This is a genomic window from Thalassospira sp. B30-1 (assembly GCF_015767575.1).
Taxonomy (GTDB): Bacteria; Pseudomonadota; Alphaproteobacteria; order Rhodospirillales; family Thalassospiraceae; genus Thalassospira; species Thalassospira xiamenensis.
On sequence record NZ_CP065232.1, the window covers coordinates 2,553,213 to 2,572,880 of the forward strand.

The window sequence follows — 19,668 nt, forward strand, 5'->3', positions numbered from 1 at the left end:
ATTCCATTCCATCTTGAAGATTGATGTGCGTTGCCCCGCATGCGGAACAACGCACATTCGCAAGGCACGTTTACCGTTACCGGAAAATCAGCGACCGAGAACTTTATTGACGATGGCCGCCTCGGCTTCGAGATCAAGCTGCTTGTAAACCGGCTTTACAGCTTCCTTGAATGGCGCAAGGTCAACTTCGCTGACCTCAACCCCGCTTGCGGCAACATCTTCAAGCGCCTTTTCGCCAAGCTCGATGGTTAGCTGCGACGCATAACGACCGTCCTCGACCGCAAGATCACGTACAATCTTCTGATTTTCAGGAGAGATTTCATCCCACGCCTCGGCACCAACAACCAGCGCGGTCACGAGCTGGATATGGCCGGTTTTGGTCACATTCTTGATCACTTCGTAAAGTTTGGCATTCCAGATTGCGGTCGGCTGGGCTTCGGCACCGTCAATCGTGCCAAGCTGAAGGGCAGTGTATACTTCGCCCCATGCAATCGGGGTCGGTTCGGCACCCATTGCGCGGATGGTTTCAATCCAGACAGGCGCACCGATTGTCCGCATGCGAACACCGGCAAGATCAGCCGGACTTTTCACCGGTTTCTGTGTCAGGGCGTGGCGCGCCCCCTGATACCAGTTCGATGCAATCATCACGAGGCCAGATTTCTCGCGAAGTTCATCACCCCAGGCGATATATTCATCTGAAAGGGCAAATTTGTCGGCCTGTTCATAGGTATCAAACAGGAACGGTGCCGACATGATCGCCAGCGACGGAACGAAGCTTGAAAGACGGGCGACATCCGTGACCGTACCGATACCGGCACCCGCACGCGCCTGATCGATCATTTCGGTGGTATCACCCAACTGGGAATTGTGGAAAACCTCGATAATAACGTCGCCATTGGTGGCTTTTTCGACATCAAGTTTGAACTTCTCAAGCCCCTGCCCCATCGGATCATTCGGCGCCAGAACCGTTCCGATACGAAGCGTCGTTGCAGCCGTCACAGGCATGCCTGCAGCAAGCGCCCCGGCAAGTACAGCACAGATTCCGAGTGTTTTCGCAGTAAATTTCATTATGGAAGTCCTCCCGTTGGATTGGCATTTTGCCATTAATTGATATTTTAGTTTGTTTGAAATTTTAGATACCTCTGATCAATCTTGTCAATCGATTTTTCAACTTGTAAAAATTATTAAAAATCAAAAGCCTAATTGAAAATTTTAATTCCAGACGCTGAAACTTGTAATCAACCGGGAAATGATCTTTGACCTATCGGGGACGCAAAATCAGAAATTGGCCGCCGTCGAATGTGCGTAAAATCCGATCACATTTGCCGGTCATATTTGGCAGGCAGGTACGATCTCGCCCGACGTTCAGGCTTTTTTTGCCACACCCAAATCCCATATGCTTTAATGAAGGAAGTCATTATCTTACAAGATGATGGACCTTCGGGTGATCTGGAAAACCAAAAAGCGGAGACGATTTTGACCTTCTGCGAGAAGTGCGACCAAATACCGGAAATGGCCCCAAATGAAGGCCGCCTTTACCTTTGGCCTCCTGTTGCACATACAACGGGGAAAATTCTTACCAATATCAAGAAGTCCGGGCACTCCGCAGAAAAAAGCACATCCGTTGCAACGCTTTATCTTGATTATGTCCGTCCGGGTCTGCGCCCGCTGATTGACGCGATTTCCGAAAATCTGCTGCCCGAAGAAATCACTGACACCAAGGCGCTGATCATGCCCGGCAATAGGGAACCCCAACTTGACGACATTGCGCGCGTCACGTCGCTTGGCGCCATACGCGCACAGATCGGCGCGGAATGGCTTGGCGACATGCTGCGGGAAAATCGCCTGAATTCCGTTTTCCAACCGATTTTTGCCGTTGGAAACATCACAAAACCCTATGCCCATGAATGCCTGATCCGCGGGACCGATAAAACCGGCAATGTCATCACACCAGATAAACTATTCGGCGCGGCCCAATCAGCCGATCTGCTGTTCCAGCTTGACCGGGCAGCCCGGGCTGCAAATGTCCGTAACGCGCACAAAGCAGGGATTTCGGGAAATCTGTTTATCAACTTCACGCCAAGTTCGATCTACGATCCGGATTCCTGCCTGCGCACAACGATTGATGTGGTGTCGGAATGCGGGTTGGATCGCAACAATGTTGTCTTTGAAGTTATCGAAACTGAAAAAGTCCGCAGTATTGAACATCTTGGTGCGATCCTGAAATCCTATCGCGATTCTGGTTTTCGGGTTGCACTGGACGATGTTGGATCGGGCTATTCGACCCTGAACATGTTGCCGCAACTGCAACCCGACATCATTAAAATCGACCGTGAACTGATCGACCATGTTGATCAGGATAAATACAAACAGGCCATTGTCAGCAAGCTGATCGATCTGGCCAAGCAACTCGACATTGACGTCGTCGCAGAAGGGATAGAACGCCAGGGCGAACTTGATTTCCTGACCAATCACGGCGTGGATTATGTTCAGGGATATCTGCTTGGTCGCCCTGAAGCTTTGCCCTTTGTCGCCAGCGCGTAACCAATACTCGCTGCCATACCCGGTTTCCGATTGCCAAAGCGGCTTTGCAAGCTGGTGGGTCCTGCAAAAGCCGGATCAGAACTGCTTCTCATTCTGTCGCAGAATCTGATTATTCCCTGGTCGGAATCACCATCGGCGAAGGGGCCGGAGGGCGAGATCGCCATATATGCGGCAAACAGCCTAATTGAAACGCCAAATAGCCGCCGCGATGTTGCTGCATATTACGGCAACTGGCTAAGCCTAGAATTTTCTGCATCACCTGACGGGCTGATCCCGCCCTGATCCGGAACTCTACCCCCAAAGATATGACACCGAGCGTTCTCAGAGGTTCAGCATCGCCTCTAACTCGCGTCGTGTCATGGCCTTGTAACCCGCTACAACCCGTTTTCCTTCATCTCTGGAAACCGAAATTGCCAGACGCATGGTAGATTCGCACATATACATGATCAAAAGGCATCGTGCCGCGATATCCTCTTTATGTGCACGGGCTGCCGGTGCCAGTCGAAAGATGGTTTGGCACAGGAAATCGGCATGGGATCGGCTGACTTCAAGCTCCATATCGCGCAGGGTTTTGTCGGCCTGGGTGCCCGACCAGATGTCGCAAATTACCGGCTCCGCCAGAAACAGTTCGTAATAAATATCAACCAGCCGTTCAAACGCCGGAACCAGCGCGTCTGCACTGGTAACCACGCCAAGACCGTCTTCAATACAATGGCGCGATTCCGCATTATAGCGATCAGCCAATGCGTGAATGATCGCCGCCTTGTCGGGAAAATACTGATATAGCGACCCAATCGAGACTCCGGCGCGTTCCGCTAGTTCCCCCATCTTCATCAGGTCACTTCCCTGCACCGAAATCAGCTCGCACGCGGCATTGAGGATATTTTCCACCCGTTCGCGGCTGCGTTTCTGCGTCGGTGCCCGGCGCATGGATTTTGCGTTTTCCGGCAATATCTTGACCCTTTATTCATTCGCTGGCTCACGCCCGTTTTCCGATTGGCTTTCGGCATCTTTGCAACATTAGCCTCTTGACGAACAAAATACGAGGATTTATCACATTTACAAATATGAGGATTATTCACGTTTAAAACCCGACAACAGGAGCCGAAAGTGATGGACCCAAACCGCTATCTTATCCTTGGTGCCACCGCCAAAACCGGTCGGCGTGTTGCCGCCAAACTCGACAAGATGGGCTGCTATACCCGCGCCTTATCGCGCAGCACCACCCCGTCCTTCGACTGGACCCGCCCCGAAACCTGGGATGCCGCCCTTGAGGGTGTTAGTGCTGCCTACATTACCTTCCAGCCCGATCTCGCCGTCCCGGGATCGGTCGACATCATTACCGACTTTTCCAAACGCGCTCTCAAACATGGTGCGAAACGACTGGTGATGTTATCGGGCCGTGGCGAGTATGAAGCCCATCGGGCAGAAGATGCATTGCGCCAATCGGGTGCGGACTGGACCGTGCTGCGTGCCAACTGGTTTTTCCAGAATTTCGACGAGGATCTGTTCCTACCCTATTTGCAACAGGGCACTCTGGCGCTGCCGGCCGGTGACGTGCTCGAACCGTTTATCGATGCTAACGATATTGCCGATTGTGCCGTCGCGGCACTCGTCGAACCTGTTCACATTGGCAAAACATATGAATTGTCCGGTCCAAAGGCACTGACCTTTGCCGAGGTCACGACGCTGATCGCCGACGCAACCGGACGCGACATTGTCTTTGCCCCAATCACACTTGACGAACTTGATGCGGGCCTTGCCGCAGATGGTATCCCGGATGACTTCCGTCATCTGATCCGCTATCTGTTTTCCGAGGTCCTTGATGGCCGCAACAGCGCGACCACAGGCGATGTCGAAAAAATCCTTGGCCGCCCACCGCGCGACTTTGCCGACTATGTTCGCGAAACGGCCCGGACCGGCATCTGGAATCAGGTTTCAGATACCTGATAACCCCGCCCGTATTTATGCAATGATTGCGATATAAAAATAAGGCAGGCGCGCCCTACCCGGCGACGGAGCGGAACCTGGCCGGGGTCAGGCCGGTAAAGCTGCTGAACCGCGTGGTCAGATGGGCCTGGCTTGAAAAACCGGTGGCGAGCGCGATATCGGCAACCGACAATGCCGGATCGCGCAGCATCCGTTTGGCGGCCTCAATCCGGCGGCGCAGAACATATTTATGCGGTGCCTCGCCCACCGACTGGCGGAACATGCGCGCAAAGTGATAGGGCGAAAGCCCTGCCTCGGATGAAATCTGTTCGAGTGACAACGGCTGATCCAAATTGGCCTCGATAAAATCAAACACCCGGCGTCTGATTTGCGGAGACAGGCCGCCGCGCACCCGGAATTCCAGATCGCGTTTCGACGAATAGCTGCGCAGCATATGCCCCATCAGCATCTGCCCAGCGCTCGACATTGCCATACGATCGGCCGGGGCACTCCAGTCCAGCGGCAACATCGCATGGCGGATTGTCTGCTCGATCAGCGTATCAAGGAAGAATGTCTTTTCAGGGACCTCAACGGCGTTGGGTTCAATATCAAACGCCTCGACCACCGCGCGTTCCCACGCGGAATGCGGGATATAGAGGTGGAACAGTTCGACCTCGCCATTGACCACCCAGTCCGATGTCAGATGGGCCGGCATCAGGCAACAGCGCCCCGGCCCGCCACCGGTTAGCGGATCAGGTCCGATCTGGCGTTTAATGCCCGTACCACCATTGACATAAAGGCTGATGGTGTGATGGTCAGGGTCGGTATAGCGGGTCATGACATCGGCATTACGCCGCCAGTGTGCCGCCGAAATGCTGTCGCCAAAATCACCCGCATTCAGCAGTTCGGCATCACCGATCAGCTGATTGTAGACTTCAAAATTCTGGTATCGGCCATTGGGCACAAACATCGGCACGTCCTGTTTCCAAGGCACAATCATCGCATTGCAGCACCATATTGCAAAGCCCAGCGTGCGAAGGACTGCATTGATTTGCGCAAGATTGTGAAAAACACCGCAAGTTCGTGAAAGCCCGTCCCCCTCAAAACGGTCTATAAACTGGCTTCGGATATGCCCCACATATCATTCTCTCCCTCTCGCCACCGGAGTTACCGCTTTATCATGACCGCATTGCTTTTTCTGATCGTCACGGCCTGCTGGGGATTTACCTGGTATGCGATCAAGCTTCAGATCGGGCCGATCCCGATTGAAATGTCGATCTTCTATCGCTTTTTGCTGGCTGCTGTCGTGCTGTGCGGTTTCCTGATCCTGTCGCGTAAATGGCGGCCGGTTCCGTGGCGGGCCCATCCGTGGATCGTGCTGCTGGGATGCGGGCTGTTTGGCATCAACTTTATCCTGATGTATTCGGCGACCGGCTATATCGCATCGGGGATCGTTGCGGTGATCTTTACCACATCGACCATTTTCAATGCGCTGGGCAATTGGGCGTTCTATGGCCAACGGCCGGGTCTTCGCTTTGTTTTCGGGGCGGCGTTTGGCCTTGGCGGCATTGCGTGCCTGTTTGCCAATCAGATTTATGCCCTGTCGCATAATCCGCATGCCATCACCGGCCTTTTGTTTGCGCTTGGCGGGACGGCGGTGTTTAGCATGGGCAACATGGTTTCGGTCAAACTGAACGCGATGGGTATTCCCAACCGCGATGCGGTCGCGCGTGGCATGGCTTATGGTGCGGTCATGCTTCTGATCTTTGCCCTGCTGCGCGGTCAGACGCCGATCCTGCCGACCGACCCGGTTTATATTGGCGGGCTTCTGTATCTGGCCATTCCGGGGTCGGTCGTTGCCTTCATTGCCTATCTGGCACTGGTGCACCGGGTCGGTGCGGGGCGTGCGGCTTATGTCACCGTCCTGTTCCCGGTGGTGGCCCTTACGGTTTCGACCTTCCTTGAAGGCTATGTCTGGACGCCGATTGGGGCGACGGGGCTTGTGATGATCTTTCTTGGCAACATCACGATATTTGCCCGCCTGCCCGGAGCAAAAGCCAGAGCCGCCAAAGCCGCCGCCAAGGCATGAACAAAAAACGGTCGCCTGACGATATCGCAGGCGACCGTTTGCATTTTCCTATGCCGGTTTGGCTTTGCGACCGTGCCAGACCTCGGGATTGATCATGTGGATCGGATCGCCGTTGGCATAAGCCACCACCTGATCGAAAATATCGCCAAACTGCATGTCCAGTTCATCCTCGGTCACGAAGCCGACATGCGGGGTTGCCAGAACGTTTGGATGGTTGGCAAAACGGTCATCGGCGTCGATCAGGGGTTCGGTATCAAGCACATCGACCGCCGCCTTCCCCGGACGTCCGGCATCAAGGGCCGCCAGAAGCGCGCCCGGTGCCACCAACCCGGCCCGCGATGTGTTGACAAACAGGCTGCCGGGCCGCATCCGGGCGAGATCATCGGCGGTAATCGTCCCGCGGGTTTCCGGCGTCAGACGCATATGCACCGTAATGATATCGGGCGTGGCAAAGAATGCCTCGCGCGATGCGGCGACATCAAGGCCGTCCTCAGCCGCAGCCTTGCGCGATGCCTCTGACGCCCAGACCAGCACATTCATCCCGAACGCCCTGGCATAGCCCGCCACCACGCGCGAAATCTTGCCATATCCAAGGATACCGAGGGTTCGCCCGCGCAATGTCTTGCCGATTCCCATCTGCCATTGGCCTGCTTTGAGCGATGCATTCTGTTCGACGATCTGGCGGGCGGATGCCATGATCAGCGCCCATGTCATTTCCGCCGCCGCATAGGATGGCGCCTTGCCCGCCCCCTGTTTCGAACACAGCAACACGCCGCGTTTGGTGCAGGCATCAACATCGATATGCGGATAGGCACTGCGCTGACTGATCAGTTTTACGCCTGGCAAATGTGCCAGCAATTCATCGGTGATTTTGGTGCGTTCGCGAAACAGCACGACCGCCTCCGCATCGCCAATTGCGCCCGCCAGATCGGCCGGATCATCATATTTCTGCGTGAGGATGGTCACGTCATGCCCGGCCAGTTTTTCATAGCACGGCAGATGAAAAATGCTGTCGAGATAGTCGTCAAGAATTGCGATCTTCATTCCAAATCCCGCGTCGTTTGCGAATGCGTCCGTGATACTCGCATCACAGGAATACCGGCACAAGCCAGATCGGCGCAAATATCTGAAACCATCCTTGCCGTGACTGACGGGTGGCTGATCGCACGCCACACACGCCACGCACGCCAGCGAAAGCCCCGAACCTAATCCGCTTTCATCAATTCCATTAACCGTGTGACCGCATATTCGTAATAATCCTTGTTAACGTGAATATTGGTCAGATTGTCACTCCCAGCGAACTCGTTTTTGGTAAAGCCGGTTTCGTTGCAAAGGTCCGGCCAGGGATGGAGAATGAATTTTGTCCTGCCCAGATTATGGGCGAGCATTTTAAATGCCTCTGTGTATGCCCGTTTGTGGACATTGTAATAACCACCATCGACAAAGTGATCCCCCAACCGAAAGCGTGCAGTTTGTTCGGGCATGTCGGGCGAAACGATCCAGAATATCCGTTTATAGGCGGTCAGCTTTTCAAGCTGCATGCCGAAGACGAGATTGGGCGTGATTTTCTGGACATACATCTTTACCAGCTCAGGCGTGACTGCATCCAGACACGGCAGGGACGGTGTAATATCGCTGCCGCCCGCGCCCTTGATTTCAGGTTTCATCTCCCCGTGCGCACGGATGATGTTATCGCCAAACAAACCCACCCCGACCAGAACCAGATCCTGCGGATTCTGGACAAAAAAATCTTTGAAGTTGAAATGTTCCTTTCGGAACACAAATGTCCTGAAACGATGGATATTTATTTCGCGATGAGGATTGTTGGCAAGAAGCCGGATCGGGGCAAAGGCAAATTTTCCCTGCCGATCATATTGATCGATCATCTGGCTGCATGCCGTCAAATGGCTGTCACCGAACGCGACAATAACGTCCCTGCCATCCCCCCCGTTTTCATATTGCCGGTTGGCAAACCCTTCGAGCATTTCTTCCTCGCAATCGGCATCCATTGATTTTGGAACCGTTGTTGAGGCGCGCTTGTTATTTACGGGCGGCAATTCTTCTTTGGCGGCGGTGCTGTCCTGATTTCGCACGATGCCATCGGGAAAGTAGCATGTCATGAAATGGGTCATGACAGTTTCGACCGCATCGGATTTTACGGATCGGAGATTGTCTTCGAAAAAACTGCTTCTGGCGGCCGGATTATTGATGATCTCGAACGACGGGAAATAATCGGCAAACCCGTTTTCCGATGCAAAATCCCCGGCAACAGCACGCAACACTGCCTTGGAATAGGTTGTGGATTGCAGGATGTGCCTTTCTTCATAGGTCGCGGTCAAAGGTACTGGCGACACCGTCAGGATCAGCCTGAAATCCCGCCCCCCGCGCATTTCCCGGATTGCCGTGCAAAACTGTTCAAGGTCGGCACGTATTTCAGGATAGGTGAAGTTTACAAAACTGTATTTGAGCGGATCAAAATCTCCGCCCGCAACGCCGGGCGCGACCGGAAGAACCGTGCCACAGGCATTCACCTGCCATGCCTCGGTCAGACCAAGGGTGAAAACGAGAATATCAAGATCGGTAAATGCCTTCTCGACCGCCTTGAGATGGGCTTTGCGCAATTCACCAATCGCATCACCGCTGGCCACCGGTGCCGCAAACACATTGGGGCGCAGCGGATCGACAAAACCATCTTGCGCCTGCCAGGCCGTATCGGAGCAGACCCGCAGCCCGGCGATTTCCGCAGTCAGTTGCAGGGCCTGCCTGACCGTATAGATATTGCCGTAATTGGCCGAGAAATTCCGCGATTTGATATTGTCATCGGTATCAAAGAACGGAACATTCAGATCACGTTCGCGCAGCCATGTTGCAATATGCTGGGCAAAGCAACTGCCCATCGTCACAACCGTATCGTCCGGCGCAATTCCCCATTTCGGCGCATGAATATTGGCAACATTGCGCGGGTCAGAAAGCGCAACCCCGTACCGCCAGAAACGTTCCTGTTTCAAATCTTTATAAGGGTTGATCAATGTCATTTCTCGCTGCAAAAGCCATGTAACGCAATATTGGAAACAGTTTTTATCGGATGGTCGATAAAATCAAATCCTTTCCCCCAGATTCCCGTTTCCAGCCGCATATAAAATTTCATGAAAAAGTTCTTGATTTGTTCTTTTAACTATGTCATAAGATAAAAGTCAACGGGAGAAATGCACCCGGACCGAAACCCGCAAGGCCTTGTGCCTAGCGGGTTTTTTGCGTTTGGGGCTGGATGAAAGAGGTGATCGGGATGCAGGGACAAAGACACAAAACGGGCGGCGGGGTGCCCCGCAGGATGTTGATTGGCGGATGGCGGAGCCGTTACGGCGGCGTTCTGCCCGAGGATTAAGGGAACTAACCCGGTCATTTGTCATGACGGGAGAGGTGCGTCTTTTTGGCAAGGGAGCGTTAAATTCGCCGGGAGCGGCGGCAATGGCAGCATGAGCGGCAGCGGGCGATCACCCGCCGACGATGGACAGGTGGGGGCCGTACGCCCGAAATCCGTCTTCGGGGCAAACTGGCGAAGGCCCGAAATGTGTCCGGGCTTCACCGGTTGCCGGAAATGTCGCCAAGGCCGGAAGGATGGCAATGGCAGCAGCAAGCCATGCCCCGTCGAAGATGGACAGGGCTGACAAGTGCGAGGACCGTGTGCCCGAAAACCGTTTGTGGGTGAGTTTGGCGCAAGCCCGAGGTTTGTCTGGAGGCCAGAGCGGCACGTTGTTGCCGGGACCGGAAAGTGATCGAGGTGGACGGAGAGCCCGATGGTGGTCCGTCGGCGGGGCTGGTGAAGGCCTGAGGTTTGCCTGAGCACCGGAGAGGCAGGTTGCCGCCACCGCCCGAAAGTGAGCGACGTAGCCGAGAACCCGATAGCCGTCCGTCGGCGAGGTTGGCAATGGCCCTTGGTCTGTTCGGGCGTCGGTGGTTGCAGCACGTCGGGTTTGGGGGGCCGGTTTTGGGGTGGCGTGCGCGGCCCTTTCGGGGTCGTTTGCCGATCTGCGGATGGCGACCCTGCCGCCGAATAGGCGCATCGAAAATGATCAGCACGAAGCCAGCCTGTGCGGGCCGCCGAACCGATGATGCCGGAAGCAGGCAATCCCGGCCGGGCGGCTTTCTGGTGCTGTGCGGCAACCTCCTGCCCCCGTCCCTCATCACAAGCCAGTTTCAAAACCGTCTTTGCAGATCAGCATAAATACCATCGGCAAAGAGGTAACCAATGAAATTCAAAACAGATGACGATGCACATAGTTTTGACATCTCGCCAGAAGGTGCAGGTCTGGAAGGAATATATGATGGCGACAGCACACAGAAATCATCGCTTGAATTCACCAATACCCTGCCAACAAGCGACGGTAAATTCAGCAAAGTTCCCAGCGGATGGATTGCACAGGACGGCTATATGACAACCAACCCCAAACAACAGGGACTTGGTTACATGATGTCATTTGCCGGTGCGACCATGGCCGCGCAAGGCGGCATCGAACATGTGTTTGTGTCTTCTGGCAGTGTGGGGGGCGGCGGACAGGCCGTTATTGCCGCACTGGGTGGTGCAAAATACGACCTTTCCGTCACCATGCAGGACGGCAAGACTGAAATCTTTGGCGGTTATGCGATCCCGGTCGCCAGCATGCTGGAAAAATCCGCACAGGGATGGAAGGCAAAAGGCTGGGTGCTCACGGACGAGACGCTTTAATCGACCGATCCCAGATATTTCAGCCCCGGGCAGTTCAAGCTGACCGGGGCGACAACATCCTTACTGGTCGAAATAACAATCCTGATCGATATCGGCGAGCAATCCGGCCTCTGTCGGGGACCAGTCCAATTGCCGACGCGTGATGACACTTGCCGCCGGGCAATCGAGTTTGGCGAAATGGGTGAACCAGCCGAAATGATCGGTGGCGGCGTCTGGGCTTTTGGAAACGACCGGAACGCCCAGCCGTTTGCCGATCACCCCGGCGATCTCGTGAAAGGCGATGCCGGTTTCGGCAACGGCGTGATAGACGCTTCCCGGCATCGCGACCTCGACCGCGCGGACATAGGCGCGTGCGGCGTCAAAGCGATGCACGGCGGGCCAGGCATTGTTGCCATCGCCGATATAGGCCGAAACGCCGGTTTCGCGTGCGATGCCAATCAGGATCGGCACAAAGCCATGATCGCCCCTTCCATGTACCGAGGGCGGCAGGCGCATGAGCGAAACGTTAAGCCCCTGCCCGACAAGCTCGGCCACGGCGCGTTCGGTCGCAACACGCGGCATGGCGTTTGGCCCGAAATCGGGCATGTCCTGCTCCGTCACCTGTATCCCGCCGGCCAGAAGCCCGAGGCCAGAGGTCACGACAAGCGGCTTTTGCGTGCCCGCAATCGCATCACCAAGGGCGGCGATGACCTCCGCATCCTCGGCACAGCTTTGGGCGTAGCGTGAAAAGTCGTGATTGAACGCGGTGTGAATGATCCCGTCGGCCTCAAGCGCCCCGGCGCGCAGGCTTTGACGATCATCAAGATCACCGCGATGCACCAAAGCCCCGGCCGCCAGAAGCGCACCTGCCGACGCATCAGACCGCGCGAGCCCCAAAACCTCATGCCCGGCCGCGATCAGATTTTCCACCACCGCCGATCCGACAAAGCCACTCGCCCCGGTTACAAAAATACGCAATTCCGTTCTCCACTTCACATTGCACATGATCAATGAGCAAACGATAGGCGATGGCGATTGGACGATCCATGCGCTATGATCCATATTACTTTCGCAATCGTCCAGAAGAAGGCTCCCCCACCCCATGGATCCGCTTTCCGATATCCTGTCGCTGCTTAAGCCGCGCAATTACATGTCGGCCGGGTTTGATGCCGCCGGTCCCTGGGCGATCCGTTTTGCCGATCAGGCCAATTCCATCAAATGCGGCACCATCGTTTCCGGGCAATGTTATGTCAGCGTCGAAGACCTTGCGGGTCCGGTGCTGTTGACGTCGGGAAGTTCTTTTGTCCTGCCGCGCGGGCGGACCTTCTTTCTGGCAAGCGATCCAGATTGCCCGCCCGTTGATGCGCCGCACATCTTTGCCAAGGCCCAAAGCGGCGGGATCGTTAAGCATAATGGCGGCGGCGAATGCTTTATCGTCAGCAGCCGCTTTGTCCTTTCAGGGCCGCATGCCGATATGCTGATGGCGGCCCTGCCGCCGATTGTGCGGATTGAAAATGATCAGGATGAAGCCAGCCTGCGCTGGCTGGTCGAACGGATCATGCAGGAATTGCGCAATCCGCAACCGGGCGGTTTTCTGGTGCTGCAACATCTGGCGCATACGGTGCTGGTGCAGGCCCTTCGGCTGCATCTGAGCAATGCGCAGCAAGCCAGCGGCCAAAGTGATAGGACCGGGCAAAACGCGCCTGACGTCCCCGACTGGTTCGCCGCCCTATCGGATAAACAGATAGCAACCGCGATTGCCTGCATCCATGAGGACCCCGCCCATCCCTGGACGCTTAAGGAACTGGCCCGCCATGCAGGCATGTCACGCTCGGCCTTTGCCGCGCGGTTCCGCGATGTCGTTAGCGTCCCGCCGATGGCCTATCTGACCCGCTGGCGGATGCTGCTTGCGGGGGATCGCCTGACCCATTCGGGACTGCCGATTTCGGAAATTGCCCTGTCGGTGGGGTATGAGTCTGAAAGTGCGTTCAGTACGGCGTTTAAACGGGTGATGGGGTGTGCGCCGCGAAGGTTTGGGAAAGACACCCTTTAAGACCGCCCGCTCGTGCTCAGTCCTTGATCGGTCGTTCGTAAACCACCCAGCTTGAGGCTTTGCCGATCTGATCGTAAAGCCGTTGCGCCGTAGCGTTATCATCTGCGGTGATCCAGCTCAGCTTGAACCATCCCCTGTCCCGCGCGATATCGTCCAGCCGTGTCATCAGGGCCTGTGCCACGCCATCGCGGCGGGCTTTTGGTGCCACGAAAAGATCGTCAAGCTGGCCAAACCACCCCCCTGTGAGGGTTTCGGGCACAGCACGGTATTGGGCAAATCCAACGACCCTATCCCCCTTCACGGCCAGAAGGCATTCCATCGGTCCGTCGGGATCGATAATCCAGCCCCACGTCGTATCGAGTACGGCATCAGACGGTGTGACGCCATAAAACACCATATAATCCCGAAACAAAGCGGCCCATGCGGCGCGATCCGATTGGATGACAGGGCGTATTTCGATCATTTCCGCCATCAGTTTGCGAATTCCTGACCGATTTGGCAAAGGTTCGTTCCCTTCGCCTTGGCGGCATACATCGCCTGATCAGCGATGTGGATCAGGGTATCAAGCGTTCTGGCATGTTCCGGATAGATGGAAACCCCAAGGCTTGCCCCCACCTGACAGGTCCCGCCGTCATGCCTGAGCGGTTCCGATACAGCATGCAGGATTTTGTCGGCAACCCGATGGACTTCGGCATCGGTATCAAGGTCTTCGAGAATAACCGTGAACTCATCCCCCCCGATGCGGGCCACCGTATCAGATGCCCTGACGGCGTTCTGCAAGCGCTTCCCGGTTTCAATGAGAATGCAGTCTCCGGCAACGTGGCCGAGCTCGTCATTGATTTGTTTAAAACCGTCCAGATCAATGAAGATTAAGGCAACCCGCGTCTTATGGCGCTTGGCGCGATCAATCGCCTTCGATAGCCGGTCCTCGAAGATGATCCTGTTTGGCAAACGGGTAAGCGGATCATTGAACGCCAGCTCGCGAATTTGATCGGCTTCTGCGCGTTCCTCGGTAATGTCACGCACAACCCCCATCATTTTGAGGGCGTCACCGTTTTCATCCTTGATGATATTGCCGGTTTCGCGCAGCCAGCGGATGGAGCCATCGGGCCAGACAACGCGATATTCCTCGTCATGATTTTCACCGGTTTCAACACAGCGGATTTCGCCTTGGCGGACCCGCTCCCTGTCGTCTGGATGCACGGCATCACAGAACAGGGAATAGGACGGCGTCACCTCGCCCGGTTTATAACCGAACATGCCATAAATCGCATCCGACCAGTAAAGCTCGTCAGTGTTAACGCACCAATCCCAGGTCCCGATACGGGCAAAATACTGGCTTTGCTTGAAGCGTTGTTCTTCCTCGGTCGCATCCAGCCGAACCCGCGACAGATCGCGGATGATCAATATGCTGTCACGTTGGTTGCGGCGCGCCAAAAGCTTTACCTCAACCGGGAAAAATGTGCCGTTCGACCGGATGGCTTCGGTGCGGTATTCGGTGTCCTGCGGCTCATGACCGATTTCGGGCGCGTCAGGCAAAAGGTCAGAAAGACGAAGCCCGGACACCGCACCATCAAACCGACCAAACATCTTGGTTGCCGCCGTGTTCAGGCTTCGAACCGATCTGTCCGCGTCCAGCGTCACGACACCGTCGGAAATATTCGCCATCACGCTTTTAAACAGGTTCGTTTGCGCACACGCCTGCCACCACCGCCAGATGACATAAGCCAAGGCAACAATAGCAATGACGACAAGGGATATAGAAATGAACACAGGAACGGCGTGAGGCATCGGTAGGCGTGGTTTTCCGAAACAGGGTGCGGCTCAGACTATAACTATACGTTGGTAGAATAGAAAGCCAGAAGAACAAGGGGCGGTAGGAAAACCTTAACTTTCGGGGGCTGGGGAATGCCTTTGGGTGGGATATGAGTCTGAAAGTGCGTTCAGTACGGCGTTCAAGCGGGTGATGGGGTGTGCGCCGAGGCAGTTTGGGCAGCAGGGTGTTTGAAACTCAAAGGCCCCACCCTAACCCCGCCCTATAATCATGCGCATGATGCGCATCATTCCATTGACTGCTGCACCTCAAATGCGCATAATGCGCATACACTCTGATGGAAGGAGCCTATGGACAGCAAAACCATCCTGAAAAGGCTTCAGGCGGACGGTTGGGAAATCGTGCGCACGAAGGGCAGCCACCATCAATTGAGCCACCCGACTAAGCCGGGGAAAGTGACGGTCCCGCATCCGAAACGTGATTTGCCGATTGGCACCGTCAAAAACATTGAAAAGCAATCCGGCGTAAAGCTGCTTTAGGCGGCCTTCGGAAAGCACCGCAAAATTGATGAAGCTTGGGCATCCAAGTGGAGAGAGCGAAATGAAACAGACCTATTGGGGTTTGGTCCACAAAGACGGCGGCAGCGATTTCGGAATTTCCTTTCCGGATTTTCCGGGCTGCGTCAGTGCGGCATCATCCATGACCGAACTGGTGGAAATGGGCACCGAGGCCCTGACCCTGCATATCGATGGCATGCATGAGGACGGCGAACCCATCCCCGCCCCGTCGCCGATGGTCGAACTGCCGAAAGACGCCGACGGGATCGTTGCGATTACCGTCGCCGTGCCGGGCAAGAAACGCCGGATCAACCTGACCATTGACGCCAATCTGATTGACCAGATTGAAGCGAAGCACGGCAAGGGGGCGGTTTCGGGGTTTCTGGAGGATGCGGCGCGGAAGGCGCTTTGACCCGCAACCGTTGTTCCGCTCTTAACCCCATGTCGGGGGTTCAAGTCCATCCGGGCCCATCAAATACATAAAATTTCACAATAAAATCAAAACTTATATCAAATTCGTACTGTGTGAGAACGTGGCGCAGTACACATTATCATTCCATCCCCCGCAATTTCGCCATTGCGGTTCTGGCCAGTTTGCGGCGATTGATGGTTTTGGTGCAGATGTCCGATGTTTTTGAATCGCTGTGCCCCTGCACAGACATCACGTCATGTCCCCTTTCTTCCAATCAAAGTGAGTTGGCAGATCAAATCAGCCCCGCCATTGGACAATGACCTGGTGTTCAGGTTTAATTCAGGCTTTCTCGTGCTGCGGAGGACTTGGCTGTTGGCTCTATCTCGAAATCATCACTTCATTCCCCAGTGCTATTTGAGAATGTTTGCGCAAGGAAAAGGTAAGAAATCGAAAATCTATTGCTGCGATTTGCTGGATGGTAAAACGTATACCACTCTTGTTCGAAACGTGGGAGCAAGACGAGATTTTAACAAAATAGAAGCCGAGGGGCAGAGCCCAGATGCGCTGGAAACAGCATACTCTAAATTTGAGACGCCCTTGTCAGAAGCACTGAGGCGCATAGATGCTCGCCAAAATATTGAAGACTTCGAAGACCTTGTCTACGTATTGAATTTAATGGCGTTGATGGCGACCAGACACCCAAGAAACAGGTCATCCATATCGCAATTCCTTGAGCAAGTTTACCGCGTGCAGGCTCAGAATTTGACGGCCTCAAAGCAGCGGTATGAAAATGCCTTCCGAAATGCTGAAGCGATGGGGCACATTACTAAATCCTCGGCGGATGTCAGCTATGAACGTGCAAGAGACTTCGTTGAGAAAGGCAACTACTCAATAGAAGTTCATCAAAACATGTTGATTGAACTCGAACTTGAAGGAATGAATGATGTGTTGGACACGATGGCGCTCCGCAAGTGGAGTTTACTGATAGCTTCCGACCAAAGTGGGTACTTCGTCACATCAGATAATCCGGTTTGTCTCATTCCGGTGAGGCCGCTTAAAGCGCCTTTCACCAGCGTTGGCCATGGTATGAGCGATACGTCAGTTCTTTTCCCGTTATCCAAGCATTTGGTTCTAGTTGGATTGTATGCTGGGAAAAGGGAAGTTCGTTCACTTGATAAACTTGAAGTTGCCAACATTAATGCTGCGATAATCGCACATGCACAAAGACAGGTTTACAGTTATAGCGAGTCCTTTTCCTATACGAAAAATGGTGAAATTGAATTTGGAACCAGCTTACACAGTGATCCAGAAGAGCGTCGCTCGTGAAGTCGTGTAACTCCTTGTCGCTAGTGTATTGATCCATTTAGGGCTGTTGCAGCGTCTGCATGGGACATTATGCCTTTGATTTTGACATATTAACTCTTCTTTTATTCGTCCCTCCTCGACTACCAATTCCTTATCGTCACCCCAAATCCCGCCGCCTTGACATTCGAACAAATTTGTTCGAATATATTGCCATCAGCACATTTGGGGGAGGCTGAATGAATGGCAATGAACTGATGCGCAAGCTCAGGAAATACGCCAAGGCGCATGGGCTGGACCTCGCATTCGAGGCACATCGCGGCAAGGGATCACACGGTACGCTGTATCTGGGAGATCACCGTACCACGCTCAAAGACCGCAAAAAGGAAATCAGCCCCGGCCTTCTGAACAGTATGCTGAAAGATTTGGGCGTCGATCCCAAGGATATTTGATATCCGGTGATGACGCCCATCCGGAACGGAGCAACAGAAATGCGGTTTATTTATCCCGTGGATTTAAGCGACGATGGCGCGGGTGGCTTTCTTGCCGTTGTGCCCGATGTCACCGGCTGCGCAACGGATGGCGCAACAGAGCACGAAGCCTTACGCGAAATCGCCGATGCGCTTGATGAAGCCATTGCGGCGGCCATGATCGCCAAGGAAGACATTCCCCTGCCCTCTGCCGCCAAGGGTCGCCCTACGGTGACGCTGGGCACGCTTATGGCCGCCAAAGCAGCCCTTTACATCACCATGCGCGAGACGGGTACGAACAATACCGCCCTTGCGGCAAAGATGGGACTGGCTGAAACCGAAATCCGCCGGATGCTTGATCCGCGTCATGCGACGAAGATCGGGCGGTTGGAGAAAGCGCTTGCCTTATTGGGACGGAGGATTTCGGTGGTGGTGGAGGCGGCTTAGGTGTGGGATGATATTCCGGAAAGTAAATCTGTCCCCTTTTATCCCAAAAGACGAAATCAAATTAAAACAGCAAAGAAAATGGGGCAAACTCAGCCTCACCAAACTCTTCTAATATACCAGTTGCCTTCACATATGGACCATGTATCATTGCATAAATAACAGGAGAAATGGAGGATAACCAATGAATAAAGAATCTCAAATTCCTCAAGATAATAGCATATTCCCCTCAGCAAATAAGATACTTAAAACTCCTACCGAACAAATAATATTTAACAAAAACTGGCCTGACGGCTTCGATTATTCAGAATGCCGAACAAACATAGAAAACACAAAATTCTATGTTACAATACTACTTCAGTCCTCATATCAAGACATACCTGACAATGCAGTTTCTCAAATAAACCAAAACTTGGATCGGTATGAAAAATTACTAACACAAATAAAGTCTCAAAAATTTAATGAAAACTTTGTCAAGTCAAAGCAAAGTATAATTTCCAATTTGAACATATCATACCAGCACATATTTTCACATTTGTCCAATAACATCCCTATGACTTACATTAAATCAATTGTAGAAAAAAATGGAGCAATAAACCACTTCGAAGAAGAGACAAAAAATTTCCAAAATCATATTTCACAACTTCGAAAAGAATACCAAGAACATATAACATCCATAAAGAATATAAATGAAACACTCACAAACAAAATAAACGAAGCAGAGCAACAAATATCTGCAATAAAAAAATCCAGATCCGAATTAACAGAGAACCATATCAGCGAACTAGAAAACATACTTCAATCTGACAAAGAAAAAATAGAAGAAACATTACACAATGCACAGACAAGTCTCGAAAAAATTAATGCAGATAGCGCATTAAAAGTAATTCGCCCATACTCTTTGGACTTCAAATCTGCATCAGACACGCATCTATCATCTTCTAAAATTTGGCTAACATGCAGTATAATATCAATTGTTTTATGTTTATCATGGGGAATTTACTGCTTAAAATCAAACATTTCCGTTGGGTCCGACATTCCACTTTTAGTAAACTACATAACATCAAAAGTAATTATTACAATTATCCTAGCATCATCACTGATATGGTGTGCGAGAAGATATAAGATCGCACTGCACTTGCACACAATTAATCTTCATAAAGCGAATGCTCTGAATTCATTCGAGGCATTTATTGCAGCATCGGACTCACAGAGTGTTCGCGATGCAGTGATCCTTCAAACAACCCAAACAATATTCTCGAATGAAAACTCTGGATATCTTGACATTGAGGGTAACAACACCTCCCTCCCAGCCCTTCAGAGCGCCCTAGAACTTATAGCAAAGAGAGCGAACCAGTAATCATCGCATCATAAAACCAACGAAGCAGA

Annotated in this window: 19 protein-coding genes; 11 read left to right on the forward strand and 8 right to left on the reverse strand. The window is 53.3% G+C overall.

Going from position 1 to position 19,668, the window contains the following annotated elements:
• Positions 1 to 87: 87 nt before the first annotated feature.
• Positions 88 to 1,068, reverse strand: a complete 981-nt coding sequence (locus tag IT971_RS12370; RefSeq protein WP_063095832.1) for a C4-dicarboxylate TRAP transporter substrate-binding protein — start codon at positions 1,066 to 1,068, stop codon at positions 88 to 90.
• Positions 1,069 to 1,512: 444 nt separating this feature from the next.
• Here IT971_RS12370 and IT971_RS12375 point away from each other — a divergent pair, with 444 nt between their 5' ends.
• Positions 1,513 to 2,544 (forward strand): EAL domain-containing protein, encoded by a 1,032-nt coding sequence (locus IT971_RS12375; RefSeq protein WP_065702210.1) that lies wholly within the window; start codon positions 1,513 to 1,515, stop codon positions 2,542 to 2,544.
• A 321-nt stretch (positions 2,545 to 2,865) separates the two neighbouring features.
• Here the strand turns inward: IT971_RS12375 and IT971_RS12380 are convergent, their stop codons facing one another.
• Complete coding sequence (locus tag IT971_RS12380; protein ID WP_063095827.1) at positions 2,866 to 3,474, reverse strand: TetR/AcrR family transcriptional regulator; 609 nt, start codon at positions 3,472 to 3,474, stop codon at positions 2,866 to 2,868.
• A 183-nt stretch (positions 3,475 to 3,657) separates the two neighbouring features.
• Here IT971_RS12380 and IT971_RS12385 point away from each other — a divergent pair, with 183 nt between their 5' ends.
• Positions 3,658 to 4,494, forward strand: a complete 837-nt coding sequence (locus IT971_RS12385; RefSeq protein WP_063095825.1) for an NAD(P)H-binding protein — start codon at positions 3,658 to 3,660, stop codon at positions 4,492 to 4,494.
• A 55-nt stretch (positions 4,495 to 4,549) separates the two neighbouring features.
• On the opposite strand, the gene IT971_RS12390 is transcribed toward IT971_RS12385, so the two are convergent.
• Positions 4,550 to 5,443, reverse strand: a complete 894-nt coding sequence (locus IT971_RS12390; protein ID WP_065702211.1) for a helix-turn-helix domain-containing protein — start codon at positions 5,441 to 5,443, stop codon at positions 4,550 to 4,552.
• Between the two features lie 210 nt (positions 5,444 to 5,653).
• On the opposite strand from IT971_RS12390, the gene IT971_RS12395 reads away from it, so the two are divergent.
• Positions 5,654 to 6,562, forward strand: a complete 909-nt coding sequence (locus tag IT971_RS12395) for a DMT family transporter (RefSeq protein WP_063095821.1) — start codon at positions 5,654 to 5,656, stop codon at positions 6,560 to 6,562.
• Between the two features lie 48 nt (positions 6,563 to 6,610).
• Here the strand turns inward: IT971_RS12395 and IT971_RS12400 are convergent, their stop codons facing one another.
• Positions 6,611 to 7,606: a D-2-hydroxyacid dehydrogenase family protein gene (locus tag IT971_RS12400; protein ID WP_063095819.1), complete on the reverse strand. Its 996-nt coding sequence runs from the start codon at positions 7,604 to 7,606 to the stop codon at positions 6,611 to 6,613.
• A gap of 161 nt (positions 7,607 to 7,767) precedes the next feature.
• Entirely contained in the window at positions 7,768 to 9,597 is a 1,830-nt protein-coding gene (locus tag IT971_RS12405; protein WP_063095817.1) for a GSCFA domain-containing protein, read from the reverse strand.
• A gap of 1,214 nt (positions 9,598 to 10,811) precedes the next feature.
• Between IT971_RS12405 and IT971_RS12410 the strand changes: the two genes are divergently transcribed.
• Entirely contained in the window at positions 10,812 to 11,288 is a 477-nt protein-coding gene (locus IT971_RS12410; protein WP_063095815.1) for a hypothetical protein, read from the forward strand.
• Positions 11,289 to 11,348: 60 nt separating this feature from the next.
• Here IT971_RS12410 and IT971_RS12415 read toward each other — a convergent pair whose 3' ends face one another.
• Complete coding sequence (locus tag IT971_RS12415) at positions 11,349 to 12,245, reverse strand: SDR family oxidoreductase (RefSeq protein ID WP_063095813.1); 897 nt, start codon at positions 12,243 to 12,245, stop codon at positions 11,349 to 11,351.
• A 124-nt stretch (positions 12,246 to 12,369) separates the two neighbouring features.
• Here IT971_RS12415 and IT971_RS12420 point away from each other — a divergent pair, with 124 nt between their 5' ends.
• Complete coding sequence (locus tag IT971_RS12420; RefSeq protein ID WP_063095811.1) at positions 12,370 to 13,320, forward strand: AraC family transcriptional regulator; 951 nt, start codon at positions 12,370 to 12,372, stop codon at positions 13,318 to 13,320.
• 16 nt (positions 13,321 to 13,336) lie between these two features.
• On the opposite strand, the gene IT971_RS12425 is transcribed toward IT971_RS12420, so the two are convergent.
• Together IT971_RS12425 and IT971_RS12430 are read right to left on the reverse strand one after the other, a co-directional pair.
• Complete coding sequence (locus IT971_RS12425) at positions 13,337 to 13,792, reverse strand: GNAT family N-acetyltransferase (RefSeq protein WP_063095809.1); 456 nt, start codon at positions 13,790 to 13,792, stop codon at positions 13,337 to 13,339.
• Entirely contained in the window at positions 13,792 to 15,111 is a 1,320-nt protein-coding gene (locus IT971_RS12430) for a diguanylate cyclase domain-containing protein (RefSeq protein WP_110252640.1), read from the reverse strand. Before IT971_RS12430 ends, IT971_RS12425 begins: the two co-directional genes overlap by 1 nt.
• A gap of 333 nt (positions 15,112 to 15,444) precedes the next feature.
• Here IT971_RS12430 and IT971_RS12440 point away from each other — a divergent pair, with 333 nt between their 5' ends.
• The 6 genes from IT971_RS12440 (at position 15,445) to IT971_RS12465 (ending at position 19,639) form a co-directional block, all read left to right on the forward strand.
• Positions 15,445 to 15,633 (forward strand): type II toxin-antitoxin system HicA family toxin, encoded by a 189-nt coding sequence (locus tag IT971_RS12440; protein WP_063095807.1) that lies wholly within the window; start codon positions 15,445 to 15,447, stop codon positions 15,631 to 15,633.
• A 61-nt stretch (positions 15,634 to 15,694) separates the two neighbouring features.
• Positions 15,695 to 16,063, forward strand: coding sequence for a type II toxin-antitoxin system HicB family antitoxin (locus IT971_RS12445; RefSeq protein WP_063095805.1), 369 nt, complete (start codon positions 15,695 to 15,697; stop codon positions 16,061 to 16,063).
• Positions 16,064 to 16,279: 216 nt separating this feature from the next.
• Positions 16,280 to 17,389, forward strand: a complete 1,110-nt coding sequence (locus IT971_RS12450; RefSeq protein ID WP_082822718.1) for a DUF4238 domain-containing protein — start codon at positions 16,280 to 16,282, stop codon at positions 17,387 to 17,389.
• Between the two features lie 215 nt (positions 17,390 to 17,604).
• Positions 17,605 to 17,817 carry a type II toxin-antitoxin system HicA family toxin gene (locus tag IT971_RS12455; protein ID WP_063095801.1) on the forward strand — a complete coding sequence of 71 codons (213 nt, stop codon included), beginning with the start codon at positions 17,605 to 17,607 and terminating at the stop codon, positions 17,815 to 17,817.
• A gap of 39 nt (positions 17,818 to 17,856) precedes the next feature.
• The gene (locus IT971_RS12460; RefSeq protein ID WP_063095798.1) at positions 17,857 to 18,282 is read left to right on the forward strand and encodes a type II toxin-antitoxin system HicB family antitoxin; all 426 of its coding nucleotides are present in this window, start codon (positions 17,857 to 17,859) and stop codon (positions 18,280 to 18,282) included.
• Positions 18,283 to 18,463: 181 nt separating this feature from the next.
• The gene (locus IT971_RS12465) at positions 18,464 to 19,639 is read left to right on the forward strand and encodes a hypothetical protein (RefSeq protein ID WP_063095796.1); all 1,176 of its coding nucleotides are present in this window, start codon (positions 18,464 to 18,466) and stop codon (positions 19,637 to 19,639) included.
• The last annotated feature ends 29 nt before the right edge of the window (positions 19,640 to 19,668 follow it).

Coding starts and splice junctions, on each gene's coding strand:
- IT971_RS12395 (WP_063095821.1), top strand. CDS start 5,654: ATGACCGCATTGCTTTTTCTGATCGTCACGGCCTGCTGGGGATTTACC.
- IT971_RS12425 (WP_063095809.1), bottom strand. CDS start 13,792: ATGGCGGAAATGATCGAAATACGCCCTGTCATCCAATCGGATCGCGCC.
- IT971_RS12455 (WP_063095801.1), top strand. CDS start 17,605: ATGAATGGCAATGAACTGATGCGCAAGCTCAGGAAATACGCCAAGGCG.
- IT971_RS12410 (WP_063095815.1), top strand. CDS start 10,812: ATGAAATTCAAAACAGATGACGATGCACATAGTTTTGACATCTCGCCA.
- IT971_RS12420 (WP_063095811.1), top strand. CDS start 12,370: ATGGATCCGCTTTCCGATATCCTGTCGCTGCTTAAGCCGCGCAATTAC.
- IT971_RS12400 (WP_063095819.1), bottom strand. CDS start 7,606: ATGAAGATCGCAATTCTTGACGACTATCTCGACAGCATTTTTCATCTG.
- IT971_RS12405 (WP_063095817.1), bottom strand. CDS start 9,597: ATGACATTGATCAACCCTTATAAAGATTTGAAACAGGAACGTTTCTGG.
- IT971_RS12430 (WP_110252640.1), bottom strand. CDS start 15,111: ATGCCTCACGCCGTTCCTGTGTTCATTTCTATATCCCTTGTCGTCATT.
- IT971_RS12390 (WP_065702211.1), bottom strand. CDS start 5,443: ATGTTTGTGCCCAATGGCCGATACCAGAATTTTGAAGTCTACAATCAG.
- IT971_RS12380 (WP_063095827.1), bottom strand. CDS start 3,474: ATGCGCCGGGCACCGACGCAGAAACGCAGCCGCGAACGGGTGGAAAAT.
- IT971_RS12460 (WP_063095798.1), top strand. CDS start 17,857: ATGCGGTTTATTTATCCCGTGGATTTAAGCGACGATGGCGCGGGTGGC.
- IT971_RS12450 (WP_082822718.1), top strand. CDS start 16,280: ATGTTTTTGAATCGCTGTGCCCCTGCACAGACATCACGTCATGTCCCC.
- IT971_RS12465 (WP_063095796.1), top strand. CDS start 18,464: ATGAATAAAGAATCTCAAATTCCTCAAGATAATAGCATATTCCCCTCA.
- IT971_RS12385 (WP_063095825.1), top strand. CDS start 3,658: ATGGACCCAAACCGCTATCTTATCCTTGGTGCCACCGCCAAAACCGGT.
- IT971_RS12440 (WP_063095807.1), top strand. CDS start 15,445: ATGGACAGCAAAACCATCCTGAAAAGGCTTCAGGCGGACGGTTGGGAA.
- IT971_RS12445 (WP_063095805.1), top strand. CDS start 15,695: ATGAAACAGACCTATTGGGGTTTGGTCCACAAAGACGGCGGCAGCGAT.
- IT971_RS12375 (WP_065702210.1), top strand. CDS start 1,513: ATGGCCCCAAATGAAGGCCGCCTTTACCTTTGGCCTCCTGTTGCACAT.
- IT971_RS12370 (WP_063095832.1), bottom strand. CDS start 1,068: ATGAAATTTACTGCGAAAACACTCGGAATCTGTGCTGTACTTGCCGGG.